Source organism: Empedobacter sedimenti (assembly GCF_030005555.1).
Taxonomy (GTDB): Bacteria; Bacteroidota; Bacteroidia; order Flavobacteriales; family Weeksellaceae; genus Empedobacter; species Empedobacter sedimenti.
The window spans coordinates 223,326-245,086 of the sequence record NZ_JASCQG010000002.1; the positions used below are offsets into that span (position 1 = coordinate 223,326).

Genomic DNA, 21,761 nt, shown 5'->3' on the forward strand with positions numbered 1-21,761 from the left:
TTTGATATAATGAAACTCTATCAACGAGTGAGAAAATGATAGATATCTTCTGTTTGTTTTGATTAATTTTTTTTGTTTATTTTTGTCAAAATGAAAATGCAATATTACATAAAGTATGTTTTGTCGTTGGTTTTGATTTTCTCAAATCTTAGCTACGCATTTTCTATGCACTTTTGTCAAGGCGTGGTGGAGCAAGTAAAGTTGAATCATTTGGATAATAATTCGTGCGAAATGGAGGTTTCTACATCTTGTTGTCCTCCAAAAGAAGATCCAACGCATTGCGAAATTCCAGAAGGTGATAATAAGAAAGAAGACGATTGTTGCAAGGATATTTCGTATTCGGACAAGGTTGTAGACAAACAAACAGTTAAGATTCAAAAAATTGTTCCGATTAGTTTTATTGCTGCAGAAGTTCTTCAAATTCAAATTCCTTTGATGAATGAAGAAGTGCATAATCAGTCAAATTTCCTTGATTTTTATGTCGCTTCAAATGCGCCGCCAAATTATATACTCAATTCTCAATTAACATTTTACGAAGGATAATACCGTTTTTTTTGATTAAATCAATCAGAAATCTAAACGCTATTATTTGAATATTAAAGTATTTGATGAAAATCTAATCAACAAATACACAATATAAATAGGCTTTATGCCTTAAATCGTAAAAATGAAAAAAATATTCACTTCAGTATTCATACTAAGTGCTGCGTTAACTTACGCACAATCTATATTAAAAGGGAAAATTACAGATCAAAATCAACAACCAATTGTTGGAGCAGAAGTTTTTTGGCAATCGTCAGATATTTCTGTAATAACTGATGAAAAGGGAAATTTTGAGATCGAAAACTATCAACCAACATCAATTTTAGGCGTTTTTTATGAGAATGAAACGACAACTTTTAAGGAATTAAAAGATGAATTTCAAAACATAACAATTAACGTAAAAGATCATTTCGGAGATACAACTTTGGGCGAAGTTGTGGTAAAAGATACAAGTAGTTCGCTTAAAAAATCGAAGTTTGCAACGAATATGACGACAATGACAGGCAAAGAATTGTTGAAAGCCGCTTGTTGTAATTTAGCCGAATCTTTTGAAACAAATCCTTCTATCGATGTCAATTTTTCGGATGCTGTTACGGGAAATAAACAGATAAAAATGTTGGGTTTAACTTCTCCTTATATCTTGATTGCAGAAGAAAATATTCCAAATGTACGTGGTGCTTCGCAAGCTTTCGGACTTAGTTTTACGCCAGGAACTTGGGTGGAAAGTATTCAGGTGACGAAAGGTGCGGGAACAGTAATTAACGGTTACGAAAGTATTTCGGGGCAAATAAATACCGAATTAATCAAACCCGCAGATGATATTCCATTGTTTGTCAATCTTTATGGTTCGACAGATTCGCGTTTCGAAGGAAATGTACATTTGAATAAAAAATTGAATGATAAATGGAGTTCTTCTCTTTTTTTACACGGAAATGCGCGTGTTTCGGAAAATGATATGAACGATGATGGATTCTTGGATAATCCGCTTGGACACCAAGTTAATGTGATGAATCGTTGGCAATATCAAAACTTAGAAAAAGGTTGGGTTGGATTTTTGTCTGCGCGATATTTGAATGATCGTAAACAAGCAGGACAAGTAGAATTTGATAAAGATCGCGATAAATTAACAACTAATTATTGGGGATCAGAAATTAACACGAATCGTGTGGATGTTTCGTCAAAAATTGGCTATGTTTTTCCAGAAATGCCTTACCAAACAATGGGCTTGCAAACGGCGTTTAGTTATCATAAACAAGATTCTTACTTCGGATTGAATCAATATGATATCGAACAACAAAGTTTTTATGCAAACTATATTTTTAGTTCAATTATCAGTAATACAAAAAATAAATTCTCTACAGGAGCGAGTTTTACGTACGATAAATTCAAGGAATTTGTAGCGTTACCAACTGATGCAAATTATGATCGAATTGATAATTCTGCTGGAGCATTTTTTGAATATACGTATGATAATATGAAGAATTTCAACATGATTGCTGGGCTTCGTGGAGATTATCATAACCGAATGGGATTTTTCTTAACGCCGCGTTTGCATACACGTTACACGCCTGTAAAAGGAACAACGATAAAAGCGTCGGTTGGTAGAGGAAAACGAATCAATAATATATTTGCAGAAAATCAGAATTTATTTGCATCTTCTCGTCAATTTAATATTTTGGGCGATGGAAATGGAAAAATTTATGGTTTAGATCCAGAAGTTGCATGGAATTATGGATTTAGCGTAACGCAAGAATTTAAATTGTTTGGTAAAAATGCAGATATTACAGCAGATTTTTATCGAACAGATTTTCAAAATCAAATCGTGACAGATATCGATTATTCGGCTCGTCAGGTTAGATTTTATAATTTAGAAGGTGATTCTTATGCAAATTCGTTCCAATTTGATTTTAATTATAACCCATTTACGCATTTCAAAATTAGAGCATCATACAAATATTATGATATAGCAACTGATTATGAAAACGGAAAATTAGAGCGTCCATTACAAGCGAAACATCGTTTCTTTACCAATCTTGAATATGAAACACATGAAAGAAATGGAAGAAATTGGCGTTTTGATGTAACTTACAATTGGATTGGAAAACAACGTTTGCCAAATACGTCGGATAATTTACCAGAAAATCAATTGAATGAATATTCGAATCCATTTGGAACAATGAATTTCCAGATTACGCGTGTTTTCTCAAAACGTTTTGAAGTGTATGTCGGAGGTGAAAATGTAACGAATTATCAGCAACATCGTGTAATTTTAGGAGCGGATGATCCATTTGGTTCAAATTTCGATAGTTCAGTAGTATATGCGCCAATTTTTGGACAAATGTATTATGCTGGATTAAGATTTAGTTTAAAATAAAAATCATAAAAATATAAAACAATGAAAAAATTATTAGCCTTTGCTTTGGTTGCGACTTTAGGAATTAGCGCACAAGCACAAAATAAAAATGCAAAACACGATTTACATGTAAAGGGAAATTGTGAGCAATGTAAAGAACGTATAGAGAAAGCTGCATATGGTGTAAAAGGTGTAAAAGTGGCTACTTGGGATGTAGATTCGCACAATTTACATATCGTTTTGAACGAAACTAAAAATAAAGTTGATGCTGTAGAAGATGCTATAGTAGCGGTTGGACATGATACAAATGCTAAACGTGCAGATGATAAAGTGTACGAAAATTTACATTCTTGTTGTTTGTATGAGCGTGAAGAAGCAGAAGGAGAACATATTACAGAAACTTCTCCGAAGAAAGAAGAGGATCATAGTAATCATCAACATTAATAAAACTAAAAAGGGATTTCAATTTGAAATCCCTTTTTTAATCCGGTATTCTATTATAGAGTTCTTCTAAATCGTATTTTATAGGAAGAGTGATTTCGCCTTTTTCGTTAATAAAACCCCATTTGTCATCCTTTTTTACCATCGCTAATAATTTTATCGTCTCTGGTGAACGAGTTTTATAAAAAGTGAGAATATTATATTCATTTCGGTTTATTAATATAATACTATCATATTTTTCTGGGAATATTTTTTTCTTTTCATAATCCCATGTTTGCCATTTGCTATCCTTTTTGAAAGCAGTAATACCTTTAGAATCGCTTATTTTTTGGTCAAACATAAAATCAAGTAAGATTTCATTTTTTAAATTTACAACGCCCCATTTATCATTGTAATTAGCATTTACTTGATTTTTGAATGGAATACCTAATGTATTGTATTTAAAGTCTAAAATTGTTTCATTCTTTGTATTAATAATTCCCCAATTATTATTTTTTTTCGCTAGAGCAAGACCATCTATAAAATTATAATTCATTTCATATAGACATTTAATGATTTCATTTCCATTTAAATCAATGTAACCAAATAAATTGTTTACTCTTACTTTAGCTAAATCATCATAAAAATCATCAATAAACATATATTTGAAATCAGTCAATCTTTTAAATTTATCATCAAACAATGCATGATTACCATTTAAATCAATATTAATACTGTAATATCCGTTATTTAAAGAATTTATGTAAGAATATTTAGGTTCTAATATTATTTTTCCAGATTTATCAAAAATTCCATATTTATTAGTAACGGCTCTTACTTCATAAATTGAATTGTCATTAGTAGTTTGATATGATTGTTTATTGACAAAATAAAAATTATTATAAAAACTTATACTATAGTATTCTGCAGGAATTATAATTTGATTTCTATCATCAATAATTCCTGTTTTGTATTCTCCGTAGTATTTAGTTCTAAATCCAAAAACAAATTGATTTTCTGTTATTTGTTTTAAGTATTCATATTTTGGTGGAATAATCAGATTATTTTGTTTATCAATAATTCCAATTTTATCATTTTGAGTAATTCTGGCGTAATTCGAGATAAATTTATCTGCGTATTGATATTGAGGTTTTATAATGACTTTATCATTTTGATCTTTGTATCCATAAAGTTTTTCATTTTCAAAAGGAATTAATTCCTGAGCAAAAATAATGTTCTTAAAAAATCCTTTTGAAAAAAGAAGAATGAGAGATAAGGAGAGTTTGATGACAGATGATTTCATGTTTAGATAGTTAAAGGTAATGATTGTTAAAAACAAGATATAAAAAAAAGTCTTAGAAGTTTTTACATCTAAGACTTTTTTGTTTTTATTAAATTTCAATTACTGAAACATATCTTTTACACGTTCAAAAAATGATTTCTCATTTTTCGAAGGTTCTGGTGAAAAATGATCATCGTCTCTCATTCGCTCAAAGAAAGCTTCTTGTTCTTTGTTTAGATGAGTAGGTGTCCAAATATTAACGTGAACAAATAAATCTCCTTTTCCGTAACCATTTAAATCAGGCAAACCTTGACCTTTTAAACGTAATACTTTTCCAGATTGAGTTCCTTTGTCAATTTTAATTTTAACTTTTCCGTTAACTGTCGGAATTTCTTTAGAAGAACCTAAAACAGCATCTGGAACAGAAACATATAAATCGAAATGAATATTATTTCCGTCACGTTTTAATGTTTCATGTTCTTCTTCTTCAATCAAAACAAGTAAATCTCCAGGAATACCATCAAAAGGAGCATCGTTACCTTTTCCGCGAACTTGCAATTGAATTCCTTCTCTTGCTCCAGCTGGAATTTTAAGATCAATTGTTTCCTCAACTTTGATTAATCCTTGATTATTTGCTCCTGAAGGAATTTTATCTGCAACTTTTCCTACTCCTTGACAAGTTGAACAAGTTGTAGCTGTTTGCATTTGTCCTAAAAATGTATTGGTTACACGAACTTGTTGTCCTGAACCGCCACAAGATGGACATGTTTTAGATGTTACGCCTTCTGCTTGTTTGAAACGTTTAACTTTTACTTTTTTCTCGCAACCGTTCACCATTTCTTCTAAGTTCAATTTTACGCGAATACGCAAATCAGAACCTTTCATTCGACGTGGACCACGAGATTGACCTCCAAATCCTCCACCGAATCCTCCGCCTCCAAAGATATCGCCGAAATGAGAGAAAATATCCTCCATATTCATTCCGCCACCACCGCCGAATCCTCCGCCAGCAGCTCCACCCATTCCTGCATGCCCGAATTGATCGTAACGTGCACGTTTGTTGTCGTCGCTTAAAACTTCGTAAGCTTCTGCAGCTTCTTTAAATTTGTCTTCTGCCTCTTTGTCACCAGGATTTTTGTCAGGGTGATATTTGATGGCAAGTTTACGGTAAGCTTTCTTAATATGTTCAGAAGTTGCAGATTTTTCTATCTGCAATATTTCATAATAATCTCTTTTTGATGACATCTTCTTAATCTAAATTATAATCCAACAACAACTTTAGCGTAACGCACAACAACGTCATTCAATAAATAACCTGTTTCTACAACGTCAACAATTTTACCTTTTAAGTCTTCTGTTGGTGCAGGAATTTGAGTGATTGCTTCGTGGAAATCTGTGTTGAAATCGTCACCAGGTTTAATTTCCATTTGTTTTAAACCTTTACTTCTTAATGTTTCAACTAATTTATTATTAATTAATTCAACACCTTGGTAAAGACTATCATCACCATCTTTTTGAATTTGATTTAAAGCGCGTCCAAAATCATCTAAAACAGGTAATAATGAAGTGATTACTTCTTTATTTGCTGTCTTGAAAATGTCCGTACGTTCACGAGAAGTACGTTTTTTATAGTTGTCAAATTCAGCAAATAAACGTAGATATTGATCTTTTTCTTTTGCTAATTGTTCTTTAACAATTTCTAATTCAGATTTACCACTGTTATCTACAGTTTCTTCTGATTGATTTTCTGCTTCCTGAACGTGATCTTGAAGATTCTCGTTCTCTAATTCTTCGTGTATATTTTGGTCAGACATATTCTTATTCGTTTTTTTGTTTCTGATTGAATCAAATAGTTTGCCAATGCCCATTATGTGTCGTTTTGTCAGATTTTAAATAAAAAAGAAGCACTTCTGTCGCGAGAAGTGCTTCGGTAAATGTATAAAGTTTTTTGATTTGAGTTTTACATTAAGAAATTATGAAAACTTTTCTTTTGTTTAAATCCATACATATTTCTGTATTTTTTTAAACTTAGTATTATTAAAGCTGAAAATAAATATAATAAATAAATCATTTTGTAAAAAAATGAAGTTACTTCTAAAGGAATAAATCTTGATAAATAAATATAAACTTCGAAAGGTCTTGAAGCACATAAATAACTGTATATATAACTAGTAATAGGATATCTACAGGGTAATGTATATGTTATTATACTTATAGCTAATAAAAAAATTAAAATAATCCAAGTAAATTTATTTTTATACAAAAAGAGAAAAATAAAAATTAAGGGAAGGATAACTCTTATTAATAAATATGGTTCATAATTAACACCATAAGTCAAAGCTATTATTGAATAGAAAAATATTGAAAATGTTATAAAGTTGTATTTGAATTTCATATTCAATAATGTTTTATCTTAAAACTTAAAATTAATTTTTCCATTCAAGAAACGTCCTGTCAAATAATTTGGCATTGTATAAACTGCGCTCGAATTTACGTCGCGAATCCATGAGTTACTGATTTCGTTTTTAATATCAAACACATTAAAGACATCTACACCAATCGAAATTTCTTTGAAATTACTCCAAAATGTTCCTTTTGATGGTTTCAATTCTTTTTGATTGATTAATTCTTTCACAAAACCAATATCCACACGTTTATAATCTGTCAGCGTTGTTTGATACTGATATGGATCTGCAAATTGTGGCGCTCCGTTAGGTAATCCAGAAGCATAAATCAAATTTACATTTACCTTAAAAGATGGTAAAAACTCCATATAATCTTGGAAAAATGCCGATAATTTGAAACGCGGATCTGTTGGTAATGGAATATTACCTTTGTTATCAATATTTTGATAAGCGCGCGCATACGAAGCAGAGAACCAAGAATCTATACCAGGAACAAACTGTCCAAATAAGCGCATATCAAGTCCATACGCATAACCTTTTGAGTTATTGTCTGCCGTGTATCGAATTCTCACATTGTCCACATAATACGGATTCAAATCATTTAAGATTTTGTAATAAACCTCAGTTGTTAATTTGAACGGACGATCCATCCATTTAAATTCGTAATCGTTTCCAAGAATAAAATGTATCGATTGTTGCGATTTTACTTTATCATTCAAAGAACCATCTAAACGACGAATTTCGCGATAGAAGGAGGGGTGATAATAAACACCTGTCGAAAAACGGAACAACATATCGCTTTCCCAATCTGGTTTGATTGCGATTTGAGCGCGAGGCGAAATTGTTGTTTCTTCGTTGAAATCCCAATAAGCCGCACGTACACCAGCATTGAACATCACTTTCGCACCATTCCACATAAATTTGCTCGTGTATTGTGCATAACCAGAAATACGATTGGTTTTTAAGTTATTTTTAGAGTTAACATAATAACTTAAATTCAAACCATTTCCTGGATTTGGATTCACAACATATCCTGTCGAATCGATTGCTTGCCATTCACTTAATAAATCACGAATATCTTCTTGTTGAAATTTTGCACCCCACTCAATATCATTGTTTCCGTTTATTTTATATTTTCCTTTGTGTTGAATTCCGGCAACTAATGCATCGAAATTATTTCGTGCATGATCGGTCTGCGTTCCAACATCATTAGTAGAAGTAGTATTTCCGTCAGCATCAACTTCTGAAATAAAATAAGAACCTTGAATATCAAAATATTCTTGTTCTTTCGAATGGTAAGCAAAAACATCTAACCCTAAATCTACTTTAGAATTTGGTTGATACGTAAACGATAAACTTCCTGTTTCTGTCGCAAATTTATCATCTTCTTTTCCGTCATAAAAAACAGTTAGCAACAAGGGAGTATCCATTGTATTGATATAAGTTTCACGTTTTATAGGAAACATTTCGTAGCGCGAACGCGACATTGTTCCCAAAAATGCAACATTCCATTTATCATTTAATTTATAATTGATATTGGCTTGCACATCGTAATATTCAGGATTGAAATTGGTATCACCTTTTAAGGTATTTAATACTAAATTTCTGTTTTGATAACGCGCTCCAACAATTGCCGAAAGTTTTTTGTCTTTAGAACCTCCGCCTAATGTCAAGCTTCCGCCCATTAAACTAGCTTCTAATTGACCTTCAAATTTTGTTGGACGTTTGTAAGTGACATCTAAAACAGAAGACATTTTGTCTCCATATTTGGCTTCCCAACCACCAGCAGAAAAGTTGATAAATTGCGTCATCGCAGGATTTACAAAGCCTAAACCTTCTTGTTCGCCAGAACGAATTAATTGAGGTTTGTAAACTTCGATTCCGTTAACGTAAATTAAATTTTCGTCATAATTTCCTCCGCGAACCATGTATTGCGAACTCAATTCAGTATTCGAGTTTACGAAAGGCAATGTTTTCAATAGATCAGCAACTCCGCCAGTCAAATTTGGTCCTTGTTGCATTTGCGCAGCACTCAAAACAGTACTTTGCAAAGGTTTATTTTTATTGGATTGAAAAGAAATTGTTGCTTCACCTAATTCGATCGCGTTGGTTTGATCTGGAACTAATTGAACAAAAATTTCTTTCTTGTTTTTATCTTTTAGCGTAAAAGTTTGTGCAAACGAATGATAACCACTGTTGTTAAAAGTTACGGTAATGGAAGAATTTGATGGAATATCAATTTTGAAATTACCATTTTGATCCGTAAAATAAGATTGATTGTTGACAATAATCTCAGCTTTACTAATTGGAATTCTATTTTCGTCGACAACTTTACCATTAATTTGTGCAGTTTGAGCATATAAAATTCCACCCAAAAGAGATAAACTTATGGTACTAAGAAATCTTTTTGAATGTTGTAGTATAGGTTGCTGTGTTGTTTTTTTCATCTTTCACGTTTAATTCTAATTGATGGTCGCCAACCGAAATTTCTTCTTTATTTAGATTAATTGATAATCGTTTAATTTTTTGATCATATTCGGCTAAAACCCATTTTCCATCGATATATGCATTGTAGCTATTAATTCCAGAATGTTCATCATGAATTGTAAATTTAATGATGCCATTCGTTTGCGAGAATTGGCTATTTGCTTTGCTATTTAACGGAGTAATTGTTGGTTTAGTATTGTCAATCATAATAGAAAAAACACCAAAATCTTTTGGATTAGCAACTAGTTTTCCATTTTTGAGCTCTGTTGTTAAATAATCCTTTTTCCAAGCGCCTCTTTTTTGATATTCACGAACAATAATGGCTTTGTCTAATTGTGCAGTCGGTATATCAGCAGTTGGTTCTATTGCTAAGGTGTACGATTGATGAATAGGCATATAATAATCGCCAACCCAATGTTTATTATTCGAGAATTTATATGCTAAATCAAAATCTTCGTAGAAAATATTTTTTGGGAAAAAGATTTCGATTCCATCAGATTTGAAATGATTTTCTTTGTTCCACAACATCGGATTTGTTTCAGGAAGTTTGGCAGAATCTATATATTCTTTTCCATTTACAGTAAAAGATTGTGTAGAAGAATTTCCTGCGTAATCAGTTACTTCAATTCTTATTTTATACGATTCACCATCTTTAATTTCTAAAATACCATTATTCTTTAAGTTAGAAAATACTCTAATCGGGTTTCCTTCTTTTACAAAACCTTGATATACCCAACTATTATTTTTCTGAATATCGCCATAATCACATGTTGCATTTATCGCTCGTGCTTCACCAAATGAAAAACGATTTGCTGTAAATGTATAGATTGGTTCATCGTTGGCGTAAATATTAATTTGATGAATACCATTATTGTTTTCAGATCCATTTTGCTTATCATAAGCTTTCACGCCAAAACCAAGTGCGCCTGAAGCAGAAAGTATTCCGCCGTTTGCCACAACAATTCGACTTGTTTTTTGATTAACATCACCATAAATAGGATACGCGTATAAACCTAAAATAGAAGGTTTTCTTGTGTCAGGTAAATCAAAACCAAAGTAAAAAGGATTTATTGGTTCTTCTGTTTTAGTATCTCGAATTTCAAAATGTAAATGAGGTCCACCAGATCCTCCAGAATTTCCTGAAAGTGCAATAATATCACCCATTTTGATCGGAAATTCAGATGGTTTAGGATTAACCTCTATTTTAAATGTTTCGTTAGTATATTGAGCTTTTCTGATATAAGCTTGAATCTCTGGAGAAAACTCTCTCAAATGAGCGTATACAGATGTGTAGCCATTTGGATGATCAATGTAAATAGCATTTCCATAACCTGTAGGAGAAACATTAATTCTCGAAATGTATCCATCTCCAACAGCTTTTACTTTCAAGCCTTCACGTTGTTGAGTTTTTATATCTAAACCAGCATGAAAATGATTAGCGCGTAATTCGCCAAAGTTTCCTGCTAAATAATTGGTGATTTCTAAAGGATTTTGAAACGCGTTTTTTGGATATGTTTCGGGTTTTGGTTGTTCTGCTCTTTGTCCAAATGCAACTGAAGTAAGGATTAAGTTTAGTAAAATTGGTTTGATCACTTTCATTATTTCGTTCTTTCTATATGTATTTTGTAGGTAAAGTTGATGATTCTATTTATTAAGTTCTAACAATTAAGAAAAATTTTACTTCGCAACTTGTTAAAAATAAATCAAATCTTTTACAAACTTCTTTAAACTTTTGAATATCTGAAAATTATTTCAAATAAAATCTTTGTAAAATAAATATAAATAATTGATTTTAAATATTTTGTAATTGTAAAATAAAAAACAAGAGTTAGAAAAGTGTTCGTTCTTAATTGTTATGAAAGTGAAAGCTAATTTTAAATCAAACTTTAAAAAATAACAATATGAAAAAATTAATCGTTACCGTTCTTACACTAATTTTTATTGCAAGTTGTAGTAAGTATGAAGGAAAACATGAAGCTGAAGTAAGTACAGAAACAAGTGCTGATGCAGCAGTTTCTAATGCTGCAAATCCAGAAGTGGAAGGCAAGATTTTCAAATCTAATGCAATGATTGAAATGAAAGTTGCTAATGTGATGAAAGATGCACAACAAATAGAGCAAAATGCAATTGAGTTGAAAGGTTTTGTTTTGAATAGCGAACTAAATAATGTGGTTTTAGATGCAGATGAGGTTTCTATTTCGGATGAACAAGTAAAGAAAATGGAAAAAATACAGCAGACGAATTTTATTGAACTTAAAGTTCCGTCAACACATTTGCGCGAGCATGTCAAATTTGCAGTAGAAAAAGGAATTATTATCAATCATATTTTGATTAATAACGAAGAAATGACGTTTCAGAAATATGAAAATGATCTGAAAAATGAACAAAATCAATCGACAAAAATTTCTAAACAAATAGAGAATAAAGTAAATAAAGCACTGATTAACGATGCGACGACTTATGCAACGATTGCTTACCAATTGTCAGAAGAACCACATATTGTAACGTCAATTTTACCGCAAAATGAAATCAAAGTTTATAACGAAATCAACTTAGGGTATGAGTTAAAGAAAAGTTGGCAAGATGGCGTATATTATTTCAAGTCGCTCTTAATCTTTGTTTTTCAGTTTCTGCCAACCATTTTTTCGGTATTGTTTTTGTTTTTTATCGTGAAGTATATTGTAAGATTAGTGAAAAACAGAGAAACTAAACCAAAAGCTTAAGTAAAAGTTTGTTTGTCAAATGGATAAGAAAAAACTGATAATATTTAGGTTTTTATATTGATTAGATACAAAAAAATGCTATTTTTGCAATAGAAGCTAGAATAATTGAAATCTCTGAAGATGGAAAAAATGGTAAAATTTAATGAACTTGAAAACAAAGTTTTAAGCGTTTTAAGCCAATTAGAGAAGAATAAAGATATATTGAGACTGGCAGAAAATTCTGAAAAAGAATTCGATGTTTTGAGAAAAGAGATCGAAACTTTGAAAGAAGAAAATGCCCGATTGAAAAATAAATTGAGAGATTCGCAAACGAATAACTTAAATCTAAATGAAGAGGTAAAACGATTAAAAGTCGTTAATGCAATGAGCGGAAATCAGGAGTATAAACAAATGATGAAGCAAAGAATGAATAAATTGATAAAAGAAGTCGATACGTGCATCGCTCAAATTAAAACTAATAATTAAAAAAGAATGTCAACTCAACGAATTGAGATAAAAATTGCTTCACGTCATTATCCAATGACGATTAATGCTGACGAGGAAGAAATGTTACTTGCTTGTGCAGATGAGATAAATACGATTTTGAAACAATTTGAACAAAAATACGCTGTTTCTGACAAACAAGACGCACTTGCTATGGTGACAATTCAGTTAGCTTTACGTGAAGCAAAACTGAAAAAACAAGTGAAAGACAATGAAGAAATGACAACAGAGCGCATTTCTAAATTATTAGAATTGATAGATCAATCAATTACAAAATAAAAACGAGAAGTTCTGGCAGCAAATAAGCTGTCCTTTAACAATATTCCTACATTAGTTCTAGCTATTTTGGTTAACTCAACATTTAGTTTTGTTACCGAGTGAACACCGTTCGGAAAGCGGGCTGCAACCTTTTGGTTCAATTTATTGACAGCAGATACTTGACTGACGGACTAACTCAAATCCTGTTTACAGGAGTTAACTCAAAACATACTTTACTAGTGTAGGTTTTTTTATATATATACATTACATAATCTATGGAACCAATGACAATAATTGTTGCAATTGTTACATTAATCGTAGGTGCGGCAGTGGGATATTTTTTATCTAAAAAATCAGTTGATAAGCAAAATCAAGAACTGATAGATGAGGCAACTCGCAAAGCACAGACATTGATTAATGATGCTGAAAAAGATGGTGAAGCCATTAAAAAAGAGAAAATTTTTCAAGCTAAAGAAAAATTTTTAGAGTTAAAATCAAAACACGAAGAAGTCGTAAACCAACGCGAACGCAAAGTAGCAGACTCTGAACTTAAAGTAAAAGAACGCGAAGAACGCATTAAGTCAGATTTATCAGAAATTCAGAAACAAAAAGATCAGATTAAATCTGAGAAAGGAAATATACAAGCACGTACAGAAAAGCTTAATATTAAGCAAAAAGAAGTGGATACGATGCACAAAAAACAAGTAGAAATCCTTGAAAAAATTTCGAATTATTCTGCAGATGAAGCTCGAGCTGAATTGATAGAAGTTTTAAAAGATGAAGCAAGAACGAAAGCTCAAGCTCATATCCAAGAAATTATGGAAGAAGCTGAGTTAGATGCGAAAAACGAAGCGCGTAAAATTGTGATTTCTTCTATTCAACGCATTGGTACAGAGCAAGCTATTGAAAATGCAGTTTCTGTATTTAACATTGAGTCTGACGAAATTAAAGGACGTATTATTGGCCGTGAAGGACGTAACATTCGTGCAATTGAGGCAGCTACAGGAGTTGAAGTAATTGTTGATGATACTCCAGAAGCGATTATCCTTTCTTGTTTTGATCCTGTTCGTCGTGAAATCGCTCGTTTATCATTACATCGCTTAGTAACAGACGGACGTATTCACCCTGCTCGTATCGAGGAAGTTGTTGCTAAAACGACAAAACAAATTGAGGATGAAATTATCGAAGTTGGTAAGAAAACAATCTTAGATTTAGGAATTCACGGTTTACACAAAGATTTGGTTCGCATTGTTGGACGTATGAAATATCGTTCTTCTTATGGTCAAAATTTATTACAACACTCTCGCGAGGTAGCAAACTTAGCAGGAACGTTGGCTGCGGAGTTAGGTTTAAATCCTAAGTTAGCGAAACGTGCAGGTTTATTACACGATATTGGTAAAGTTCCAGAACAAGAATCAGAATTGCCTCACGCAATTTTGGGAATGCAATGGGCAGAGAAATATGGAGAGCATCCTGACGTGATTAATGCGATTGGAGCTCACCACGATGAAATTGAGATGACATCTTTAATTTCGCCAATTGTACAAGTAGCCGACGCTATTTCTGGTGCTCGTCCAGGTGCTCGTCGCCAGGTTGTAGAATCTTATATGCAACGTCTAAAAGATTTAGAAGCTACAGCACTTAATTTTGATGGTGTAGAAAAAGCATATGCGATACAAGCGGGTCGTGAGTTGCGTGTGATTGTAGAAAGTGATAAAGTTGATGATACAAAAGCAGCTGAATTATCTTTCTTAATTTCGGACAAAATTCAGAATGAAATGACTTATCCAGGTCAGGTTCGTGTAACTGTAATTCGTGAAACACGAGCAGTAAATATTGCAAGATAAAATTTAGAATTTAATCATATACTTTAGGCAAGTCTATAACAAGGCTTGCCTATTTTTTTGTTCTTTTTTACAATAAAATAATCCAATTTGGTTGTTATTTTTAGTAAAAATGATTATATTAATAGATGAACTTTTTGATAAATAACTAGATGATTTTTAAGTTGTTGTATAATTGTTGATAACCTTGTTAATAACCTTTTCAATTTTTAAGAGGCCAAAATTTTTAATTGTAAAATCTTATCTTAATTTTGAAAGAATCGATAAGTAATCAAAGCGAAATTGTAACTCTATTGAGAGTCAATTATTAAATAAATTACAAATGCATAACTTGCTTTAGAAATCAATTTAACTTGCTTTTTACGAAAAACTAATAATACTAAAAGACCAAAACAACATGTCAATTTTTGATAAAAGAGTAAACTATAAACCATTTGAATATCCTGAAATTTTAACTTTCACGGAAGCTATTCAAAAAGCATATTGGGTACATGGAGAAGTTGATTTTACTTCAGATATTCAAGACTATCATGCTAATTTAGATGAAGTAAAAAGAGAAATTCATAAACGTTCTATTTTATCAATTGCGCAAGTTGAGGTTACTGTAAAAGGTTTTTGGGGAGATTTGTATCACTATTTTCCGAAACCAGAATTAAATGGTTTAGGAGCTACTTTCGCAGAATGTGAATTTAGACATAGTGAAGCTTACTCAAGAATTTTGGAAGTAAATGGCTATTTAGACGAGTTTAGTATTGCTTTACAAAATCCAATCTTCAAAAGTTATAATGACTTTGTTGGTGAGATAATGCGCGACCAAAATAAATCTATTGTAGAGAAATTATTATTCTTTGCATTGGTGATTGAAGATAGCTCATTATTCTCAAAATTTGCTAACATTTTAGCTTTTACACGTTTTGATGGATTAATGAAGAATACTGCGAATATTATTGCTTGGACATCAACAGATGAACAAATTCACGCAAACGCAGGTATTTATTTAATCAATAAAATTAGAGAAGAAGGTTTATTACCTGCAGAATTAGACCAAAATTGGGTAGAAACTGCTGTTAGAGGTTATATTGATCAAGAGGAAAATATGTTGAACTGGATTTTCGAGAAAGGAGAATTTGGTTATTACACAAAAGAAGATTTATTAAACTACATGAAATATCGTATTGATGAAGCAATTGCAAAAATTGGTTTCAAAAAAATATTTCATATTTCGCAAGAGCAATATAAGCCAATGGCTTGGTTTGAAGAAGAAGTTTTTGCAAGTAGTTTAGACGATTTCTTTGCAAAAAGACCTGTAGACTATACAAAACACGATAAAAGTATTTCGGCTGACGATTTATTCTAAAACCAAACTTTTCATCAAAAGCACAACTATAAAATAAATTATTTAACAATATCACAACACACATAAATTCTAAAACTATGGACAATCCGATACCACATGACGAAGTTCAAAATACTTTTTTTGACGGAGAAACACCTAAATTATGGTGGAAGAATTCAGAATCTGAACAAATTTTGAATAGAGGTTACTTATTAAAAGGTGAAACGGTAGAAGGAGCAATTGACCGTATAACAGCAGCAGCAGCAAAACGTTTATATAAACCAGAATTACAAGAGTCTTTCAAAGAAATGATTGAAAGAGGTTGGATGAGTTTGTCTTCTCCAATTTGGGCAAATATGGGAACAGAACGTGGTTTACCAATTTCATGTTTCAATGTTCATATTCCGGATAGTATAGAAGGAATTACACACAAATTAGGTGAAGTAATTATGCAAACAAAAATTGGAGGTGGAACTTCTGGTTATTTTGGAGAGTTACGTGAGCGTGGTGCAGCAATTACAGATAATGGAAAGAGTAGTGGAGCAGTATCTTTTATGGAATTGTTTAACTCTGCTATGAATGTTGTTTCGCAAGGTTCTACACGTCGTGGAGCTTTTGCAGCGTATTTAGATATTGATCATCCAGATATTGAAGAATTCTTAAAGATTAAATCAATCGGAAGTTCTATTCAAAATTTATTTTACGGAGTTTGTGTACCAGATTATTGGATGCAAGAAATGATTGATGGTGATGCAGATAAACGTCAAGTTTGGGCAAAAGTATTAGAGTCACGTCAAGAAAAAGGGTTACCTTATTTATTCTTCTCAGATAATGTGAATAAAAATAAACCGCAGGTTTATAAGGATTTAGGAATGCGTATTAACGCATCTAATCTTTGTTCAGAGATTATGCTACCATCAAATGAGGACGAATCATTTATCTGTTGTTTATCATCAATGAATTTAGAGTTATATGATGAATGGAAAGATACTGAAGCTGTTAAATTAGCTATTTTCTTCTTAGATGCAGTACTACAAGAGTTTATTGAGAAAACAGAAGGAAACCATTACTTAGCTTCTGCTAATCGTTTCGCAAAACGTCACCGTGCCTTAGGTTTAGGTGTTTTAGGTTGGCATTCTTATTTACAACGCAACATGATTCCTTTCGAAGGAATGGAAGCGAAATTACGCACAACAGAAATTTTTAAACACATTCAGACAAAAGCAGATAGAGCAACGGAAGAATTAGCACGTATTTATGGTGAGCCAGAAGTGTTAAAAGGTTACGGACGTCGTAATACAACAACTTGTGCTATTGCGCCAACTACGTCTTCTTCGGCTATTTTGGGACAAACATCTCCTGGAATTGAGCCATTTGCATCTAACTATTATAAAGCAGGTTTATCGAAAGGTAACTTTATGCGTAAAAACAAATATTTGACAAAATTATTACAAGAAAAAGGCTTGGATAATGAAGATGTTTGGCGCGGAATTATGTTGAATGGTGGTTCTGTACAACATGTTGCTGAGTTAACGCAAGAAGAGAAAGATGTTTTCAAGACATTTAAAGAAATTTCTCAATTAGAAATTGTTCAACAAGCAGCGATTCGTCAAAAATATGTGGATCAATCACAATCATTAAACTTAAATATTCCACCAGATTTACCGGTAAAAGAAGTTAACCGTTTGATGATCGAAGCGTGGCAATTAGGAGTTAAAACATTGTACTATCAGCGTTCTCAATCAGTATCAAAAGAATTAGTGGCTAATTTAGTTTCTTGTTCTTCTTGTGAGGCTTAATGTAAATCTGAAAAAATAATATTAATCTTAAAGCTGGCAAATAGTTAGCTTTAGGATTAGTGTGTCTTATCTTAAAAAAAAATGCTACCATTACTAGTAGCACTTTAAAAATATTTTTTATTTATCATCTTATTGAATCAAGAGGCTTACTACCTTGAAGATTAGAAATCAGATAAATACTTAGTTAAATATTTGGGGAAATATTCTTAACTAAAGTATATATAAATTATTAGATATTTATAATATTAACATAAAAAGTTATTAACAGTATTCAATTATAGCATTTTAAATTTTACCAAACCTTTTAAAAGGATTGGTCATAACTATTTATTAATATAAAAAATACTTTTAAACGATGTTGTTTTCACAATATAATAATTTAAATAAACACCAAAATGAATTAGATTTCGTTGATATTAATTTGAATAGAAATAATAAACTATTCATAGATCCAAGATTAATTGGTTTACAAGAAGAATTTTTAAATTATTCAATAAAAATTTCTATTTTTTGGAAAAAAATTATAGGACTTATTAAAAATAATAATTTAAGAGACTTGACTAAAATGTTTTCTGGATTTAAAGAGCCTAAAGAAACAAAATTAGGCTATGGTTCTGATTCTTATGGTAATTCTATAGCTAATATTTTAAAATCAAAATTAATCAAATCTTTTATAGAGAATAAAGCAATTAAAACAGGGATTTTAAATGATTTTTCAGATATAAATTTTTTTGTAAAAGATATAAGTAGTGATAGAATATCTGATATAACAACGAAATTAATTAAAGATGATTTAATTAGTTTTACTCAAAATCAATGTTTTATTCATAATATACCTATGTTTATGTCTTTTCAAGATGATATTTTTGATGAAAAAACTTTAAAATGGGTTAAGAAAGAAGTATTATTACCCCACTATAATGGCAAGCCAATAATATTAGTACCAAAACGAATAGTGAATTCAGAAAGAAATACCAATGGTAATCTTGGTTGTTTTTATAGATTTGCTATAAAGAACTTTGTTATAAATGATAATGAAGTTAAATCTAATATTAAAGGAAGTGGTAAAAATGGTAAAATTTTATTGAAAGATATAAAAGAAGATAACCCATTTCACAAATCATTACTTATAGAGTGGAATCTCAAATATCCAAAACTATTAGTTGATTTTAAGTCATATGTAATTAATGAAAATTTAAGAGTAATGACGGATTCTGAACTAACAGATTTAATTGAATTTAGTAATAAAAAAATAGCTTAAATAAAAAATCCACTCAACTGAGTGGATTTTTTTATTGTCATTCTGAACTCGTTTCAGAATTGCATATCATTAGATTAACTACAATTTTTATATCGGATTATTAATCGTCAAACCAATCATCAATTGGTCAGTATGCGATTTTTTCTGGCTTTGTAACATATAACCAGCTTCTAAACTAAATGTTGGTGAAATAACATAACCTAAACTCAGTCCCAAACGATTTCTATCAAAGGTTTTGTCTTTAACAGCCTGTAGAAAAAGCTCATCATATGCTTTTAAATACCATGTATTTTTAATTAATTTAGGATTATTTAGTGGAACGGTTGCTGTTAATTGATATCGGAATCTAAATTGAGTATCGTTTTCTAAAAATCGTTCTTCGGTACGAAAACGATGTGCAAAATTAAAGCGATTTATAGTATGTTTTGTGGTAAATTGCTGGTATAATCGGTGTTCGTGATTATGTGCATAATTATCATCAACAGAAGGCGTTCTGTTCTGAATATAAGCGTAACCAGCTAACACTGTATTGTTATTTTCTGTTAAGTTATATCCAATTCCTGCTCGAATTAACAATTGATTCAATTGATCCAAATCTTCGTATGTTCGGTATTGAATATCGGATTGAAATGACCAATCTTGATTGATTTTTTGATTGATATTTAACGAATTCCAAATTCTGAAATCACTTTCTTGTGCTTGTAAAACGATACTTGTTAAAATAATAAAACTGGCTAAAATCTTCTTCATACTTTCCATTTTAACGAAAATAGAAAAAGACACGATAACGAATCGTGTCTTTTGTCAGTATATTTAAAATTTATTTTGTTGCTTCCTTTACTTTTGGCAAAACATCTTTTCCAAAAATCTCGATAGATTTCATCATTTTTAAATGATCTGGCGCTCCAACATCCATGTGAGCTGAAAAACGTGTTAAACCAAACATTTCTTGGTATTTTAAAATTCTGTCAACAGCTAAAGAAGAATCGCCTACAACTAAATGTCCGTTTGTAGAACGTCCATAATCAAATTGTGGTTTTGTATATTTTGGCCAACCTCTACTTGCTCCAATTCTATCCATTTGTGCTCCATAAATAGGGAAGTAGTCTTCTGCTATTTGTTCGCTATCATCTCCAAAAAAAGAATGCATATGTACACCTATTTGCATGTGATTGATGTTATGACCATTCTCTGTATAAACTTGTTTGTATAGATCAAAAAGAAATTTAAAATCAGCAGGATTTCCTCCAATAATTGCAAAAATAATTGGTAAACCTAGTGTAGCAGCACGAACTACAGAAGATTTAGTTCCACCGACAGCAATCCAAATAGGTAGTTTTTCTTGTACAGGTTTTGGATAAACGCTTTGGTTAATAATCGGCATTCTAAAATTTCCACGCCAATTGATTACATCATTTTCATTTAAAGTTAAAAGCAAACGAAGTTTTTCATCAAACAGCGCGTCATAATCATTTAGATCATAACCATAAAGTGGAAAAGACTCAATAAAAGAACCACGTCCAGCCATTATTTCTGCACGACCATTTGAGATATTATCTACAGTAGAAAAATCTTGATATAATTTTACTGGATCTGTAGAACTGATAACTGAAACGGCGCTTCCTAACTTAATGTTTTTGGTAACTGAAGATAAAGCAGCGAGAACAATTTCTGGAGAAGAAACGGCATAATCAGGACGATGGTGTTCTCCAATTCCAAAGAAATCCAACCCAACCTCGTCCATCAGTTTTACTTCCTCAATAATTTCTGTCATTCGTTGTTGAGGCGTCTGTTTATACCCTGTTTTAGGATCAATATGTAGATCGCCAAACATTCCTATTCCTAATTCCATAATATTTTAGATTTACTCAAATTTACGAAGACAATTTTAGATTTGGATTGACATAGGTTATGAAAGAAAAAGAGTTAATTCAAATTTAACCGAATTAACCCTTTTGTATTATTTAAGGCATTTTAGCCGTGTATAGCTTCTTTATTTCCGTATGATTGAATTAGATTCCCTTCGAAATCTAACCATTCTTTCCAACGTTTGTCAACATCAACATCAGTTGAAAGTTTACGGGCAAAATTTAAGAAAGTTGTATAATGATTGGCTTCAGAAACCATCAAATCGTAATAAAATTTAGCTAATTCTTCGTCATTGATATTTTGAGAAAGTGTTCTGAATCGTTCACAACTTCTTGCTTCAATCATTGCAGCAAATAGTAAACGATCTACGAAAGCCATATTACGAGAACCATCTTTTTTACAGAATTTCATTAGTTGTCCTACATAATCATCTTTGCGTTCGCGTCCTAAAACATAACCACGTTTTTGAATAATTTCGACCACCATTTTGAAATGTTGCATTTCTTCTATCGCAATGTCAGACATTTCTTGTACAAACTCATCGTGTTCAGAGTTGTACGCAATCATTGTAATGGCATTGGTTGCCGCTTTTTGCTCGCACCAAGCATGATCGGTTAATATTTCTTCTAAATTTCTTTCCGCAATATCAGCCCAACGAGGGTCTGTTAATAATTTTAATCCTAACATTTTAAAGCAAT

General features: G+C 31.4%; 18 protein-coding genes. 10 read left to right on the forward strand and 8 right to left on the reverse strand.

Going from position 1 to position 21,761, the window contains the following annotated elements; translation table 11 throughout:
- Positions 1–96 precede the first annotated feature (96 nt).
- The 3 genes from QHG34_RS03345 (at position 97) to QHG34_RS03355 (ending at position 3,340) form a co-directional block, all read left to right on the forward strand.
- A complete protein-coding gene (locus QHG34_RS03345; RefSeq protein WP_282628749.1) occupies positions 97–543 on the forward strand; it encodes an HYC_CC_PP family protein in 447 nt (148 codons plus the stop codon).
- 124 nt (positions 544–667) lie between these two features.
- Positions 668–2,917: a TonB-dependent receptor gene (locus tag QHG34_RS03350; RefSeq protein WP_282628750.1), complete on the forward strand. Its 2,250-nt coding sequence runs from the start codon at positions 668–670 to the stop codon at positions 2,915–2,917.
- 21 nt (positions 2,918–2,938) lie between these two features.
- The gene (locus tag QHG34_RS03355; RefSeq protein WP_282628751.1) at positions 2,939–3,340 is read left to right on the forward strand and encodes a heavy-metal-associated domain-containing protein; all 402 of its coding nucleotides are present in this window, start codon (positions 2,939–2,941) and stop codon (positions 3,338–3,340) included.
- Between the two features lie 37 nt (positions 3,341–3,377).
- On the opposite strand, the gene QHG34_RS03360 is transcribed toward QHG34_RS03355, so the two are convergent.
- The 5 genes from QHG34_RS03360 to QHG34_RS03380 form a co-directional block, all read right to left on the reverse strand.
- Positions 3,378–4,718, reverse strand: a complete 1,341-nt coding sequence (locus QHG34_RS03360) for a WG repeat-containing protein (protein WP_282628752.1) — start codon at positions 4,716–4,718, stop codon at positions 3,378–3,380.
- Positions 4,719–5,843, reverse strand: a complete 1,125-nt coding sequence (gene dnaJ, locus QHG34_RS03365) for a molecular chaperone DnaJ (RefSeq protein ID WP_282628753.1) — start codon at positions 5,841–5,843, stop codon at positions 4,719–4,721.
- A gap of 14 nt (positions 5,844–5,857) precedes the next feature.
- Entirely contained in the window at positions 5,858–6,412 is a 555-nt protein-coding gene (locus QHG34_RS03370; RefSeq protein ID WP_282628755.1) for a nucleotide exchange factor GrpE, read from the reverse strand.
- Between the two features lie 599 nt (positions 6,413–7,011).
- On the reverse strand, positions 7,012–9,450 hold the full coding sequence (locus QHG34_RS03375; RefSeq protein WP_282628756.1) for a TonB-dependent receptor: 2,439 nt from the start codon (positions 9,448–9,450) through the stop codon (positions 7,012–7,014).
- The gene (locus QHG34_RS03380; RefSeq protein WP_282628757.1) at positions 9,398–11,089 is read right to left on the reverse strand and encodes a M23 family metallopeptidase; all 1,692 of its coding nucleotides are present in this window, start codon (positions 11,087–11,089) and stop codon (positions 9,398–9,400) included. The genes QHG34_RS03375 and QHG34_RS03380 overlap by 53 nt, the downstream gene beginning before the upstream one ends.
- A 302-nt stretch (positions 11,090–11,391) precedes the next feature.
- On the opposite strand from QHG34_RS03380, the gene QHG34_RS03385 reads away from it, so the two are divergent.
- From QHG34_RS03385 to QHG34_RS03415, 7 genes are all read left to right on the forward strand, one after another.
- On the forward strand, positions 11,392–12,213 hold the full coding sequence (locus QHG34_RS03385) for a hypothetical protein (RefSeq protein WP_282628758.1): 822 nt from the start codon (positions 11,392–11,394) through the stop codon (positions 12,211–12,213).
- Between the two features lie 120 nt (positions 12,214–12,333).
- Entirely contained in the window at positions 12,334–12,678 is a 345-nt protein-coding gene (locus tag QHG34_RS03390) for a hypothetical protein (protein WP_282628759.1), read from the forward strand.
- 6 nt (positions 12,679–12,684) lie between these two features.
- The gene (locus QHG34_RS03395) at positions 12,685–12,975 is read left to right on the forward strand and encodes a cell division protein ZapA (RefSeq protein ID WP_282628760.1); all 291 of its coding nucleotides are present in this window, start codon (positions 12,685–12,687) and stop codon (positions 12,973–12,975) included.
- A gap of 254 nt (positions 12,976–13,229) precedes the next feature.
- The gene (gene rny / locus QHG34_RS03400; RefSeq protein ID WP_282628761.1) at positions 13,230–14,801 is read left to right on the forward strand and encodes a ribonuclease Y; all 1,572 of its coding nucleotides are present in this window, start codon (positions 13,230–13,232) and stop codon (positions 14,799–14,801) included.
- Positions 14,802–15,195: 394 nt separating this feature from the next.
- Positions 15,196–16,155 (forward strand): ribonucleotide-diphosphate reductase subunit beta, encoded by a 960-nt coding sequence (locus tag QHG34_RS03405; RefSeq protein ID WP_282628762.1) that lies wholly within the window; start codon positions 15,196–15,198, stop codon positions 16,153–16,155.
- Between the two features lie 77 nt (positions 16,156–16,232).
- The gene (locus QHG34_RS03410) at positions 16,233–17,933 is read left to right on the forward strand and encodes a ribonucleoside-diphosphate reductase subunit alpha (protein WP_282628763.1); all 1,701 of its coding nucleotides are present in this window, start codon (positions 16,233–16,235) and stop codon (positions 17,931–17,933) included.
- 355 nt (positions 17,934–18,288) lie between these two features.
- Entirely contained in the window at positions 18,289–19,194 is a 906-nt protein-coding gene (locus QHG34_RS03415; protein ID WP_282628764.1) for a hypothetical protein, read from the forward strand.
- Between the two features lie 87 nt (positions 19,195–19,281).
- Here QHG34_RS03415 and QHG34_RS03420 read toward each other — a convergent pair whose 3' ends face one another.
- From QHG34_RS03420 to miaE, 3 genes are all read right to left on the reverse strand, one after another.
- Positions 19,282–19,944, reverse strand: a complete 663-nt coding sequence (locus QHG34_RS03420; protein ID WP_282628766.1) for a DUF2490 domain-containing protein — start codon at positions 19,942–19,944, stop codon at positions 19,282–19,284.
- A 70-nt stretch (positions 19,945–20,014) separates the two neighbouring features.
- Entirely contained in the window at positions 20,015–21,046 is a 1,032-nt protein-coding gene (locus tag QHG34_RS03425) for an LLM class flavin-dependent oxidoreductase (RefSeq protein ID WP_282628767.1), read from the reverse strand.
- Positions 21,047–21,168: 122 nt separating this feature from the next.
- Positions 21,169–21,750 carry a tRNA-(ms[2]io[6]A)-hydroxylase gene (gene miaE, locus QHG34_RS03430; RefSeq protein WP_282628768.1) on the reverse strand — a complete coding sequence of 194 codons (582 nt, stop codon included), beginning with the start codon at positions 21,748–21,750 and terminating at the stop codon, positions 21,169–21,171.
- Positions 21,751–21,761: the final 11 nt, after the last annotated feature.

What these genes read in the sequence shown, in the direction of transcription:
- QHG34_RS03415 (WP_282628764.1), top strand. Translation starts at nt 18,289, where the DNA reads ATGTTGTTTTCACAATATAATAATTTAAATAAACACCAAAATGAATTA.
- QHG34_RS03425 (WP_282628767.1), bottom strand. Translation starts at nt 21,046, where the DNA reads ATGGAATTAGGAATAGGAATGTTTGGCGATCTACATATTGATCCTAAA.
- QHG34_RS03345 (WP_282628749.1), top strand. Translation starts at nt 97, where the DNA reads ATGCAATATTACATAAAGTATGTTTTGTCGTTGGTTTTGATTTTCTCA.
- QHG34_RS03395 (WP_282628760.1), top strand. Translation starts at nt 12,685, where the DNA reads ATGTCAACTCAACGAATTGAGATAAAAATTGCTTCACGTCATTATCCA.
- QHG34_RS03355 (WP_282628751.1), top strand. Translation starts at nt 2,939, where the DNA reads ATGAAAAAATTATTAGCCTTTGCTTTGGTTGCGACTTTAGGAATTAGC.
- QHG34_RS03380 (WP_282628757.1), bottom strand. Translation starts at nt 11,089, where the DNA reads ATGAAAGTGATCAAACCAATTTTACTAAACTTAATCCTTACTTCAGTT.
- QHG34_RS03410 (WP_282628763.1), top strand. Translation starts at nt 16,233, where the DNA reads ATGGACAATCCGATACCACATGACGAAGTTCAAAATACTTTTTTTGAC.
- QHG34_RS03370 (WP_282628755.1), bottom strand. Translation starts at nt 6,412, where the DNA reads ATGTCTGACCAAAATATACACGAAGAATTAGAGAACGAGAATCTTCAA.
- QHG34_RS03420 (WP_282628766.1), bottom strand. Translation starts at nt 19,944, where the DNA reads ATGAAGAAGATTTTAGCCAGTTTTATTATTTTAACAAGTATCGTTTTA.
- QHG34_RS03385 (WP_282628758.1), top strand. Translation starts at nt 11,392, where the DNA reads ATGAAAAAATTAATCGTTACCGTTCTTACACTAATTTTTATTGCAAGT.
- QHG34_RS03405 (WP_282628762.1), top strand. Translation starts at nt 15,196, where the DNA reads ATGTCAATTTTTGATAAAAGAGTAAACTATAAACCATTTGAATATCCT.
- QHG34_RS03375 (WP_282628756.1), bottom strand. Translation starts at nt 9,450, where the DNA reads ATGAAAAAAACAACACAGCAACCTATACTACAACATTCAAAAAGATTT.
- rny (WP_282628761.1), top strand. Translation starts at nt 13,230, where the DNA reads ATGGAACCAATGACAATAATTGTTGCAATTGTTACATTAATCGTAGGT.
- QHG34_RS03350 (WP_282628750.1), top strand. Translation starts at nt 668, where the DNA reads ATGAAAAAAATATTCACTTCAGTATTCATACTAAGTGCTGCGTTAACT.
- miaE (WP_282628768.1), bottom strand. Translation starts at nt 21,750, where the DNA reads ATGTTAGGATTAAAATTATTAACAGACCCTCGTTGGGCTGATATTGCG.
- QHG34_RS03390 (WP_282628759.1), top strand. Translation starts at nt 12,334, where the DNA reads ATGGAAAAAATGGTAAAATTTAATGAACTTGAAAACAAAGTTTTAAGC.
- dnaJ (WP_282628753.1), bottom strand. Translation starts at nt 5,843, where the DNA reads ATGTCATCAAAAAGAGATTATTATGAAATATTGCAGATAGAAAAATCT.